The organism is Xanthomonas axonopodis, assembly GCF_001304695.1.
Lineage (GTDB): Bacteria > Pseudomonadota > Gammaproteobacteria > Xanthomonadales > Xanthomonadaceae > Xanthomonas > Xanthomonas axonopodis.
Map to the genome: position 1 here is coordinate 1 of NZ_JFAQ01000004.1, position 940 is coordinate 940.

Below are 940 nucleotides of genomic sequence, written 5' to 3' on the forward strand. Positions count from 1 at the left end.
TCCCGGCTGAAACTGCACGATATTGATCCCCATCTCCCGCCTCCGTTGCCTTCAGCTGGGGCCATTGTCCAACCGCAGCGTCGCAGATCCTGCAACTACGGCTGAGCGATGGGGCTAATCAGGTAAGATATTTGGTTTATTAGATTCATTGTCTTTCCAAAGTTCGCGACATCTTCCATTAGGGAAGGTCTGAACAACGAGACCTGACAGGGCGGAAGGTGGCATCGTTCCGGAGAGTCGCGTTTGGAGCTTCGGGTTTCTCGCCATTTCTGGCGTTTTCCGTGGGAATTCCCCGGGTTACAGGCGCACGCTCCCCATCGCAGGCAGTAATTGCTTTCGCTTCATCCACAGGTTTGACAATGTAAACAAGGTCAGCACTTGTGCCGTGTTCTTGGCCAGACCGCGATAGCGGACCTTGGTGTCGCCAAACTGGCGCTTGATTACCCGGAATGGATGCTCCACCTTCGCGCGCACGCTGGCCTTGACGTGTTCCCAACGCTGTTCCCGAGCACGCTCGCGTGTGTTGCCGATGCCTTGCATCGTCGAGGGCCGGGCGGCGATGAAGAATGCTGCTTGGCAGTCCCGCAGTTCTTGGCGTTTGTCCGCGCCGGTATAGCCACTGTCGCCGAACACGCTGTCTTCCTTGCCGTGCGGTAATCGGCGACATTGGCCGCTGTGCAATGGACATGGTGCACCAGTCTGGAAAATTCATCCACACCGATGTGCGCCTTCATCCCGAAATACCACTGATTGCCCTTCTTGGTCTGATGCATCTCAGGGTCGCGCGCGTGATCGGCGTTCTTGGTCGAACTGGGCGCAGCGATCAGCGTCGCATCGACGATCGTGCCGGACCGCAAACTTTGACCCTTGCGCGCCAGATGCGCGTTGACGGCCTTCAGCATCTGCGCGGCAAGGTCATGGTCTCCAGCAGGCGCCGAAA

1 pseudogene is annotated in these 940 nt (G+C 57.9%); it reads right to left on the minus strand.

The features are described from left to right. Positions 1 to 297: 297 nt before the first annotated feature. Positions 298 to 940: pseudogene (locus XAXN_RS00255) on the minus strand (IS5 family transposase); the annotation flags it as partial.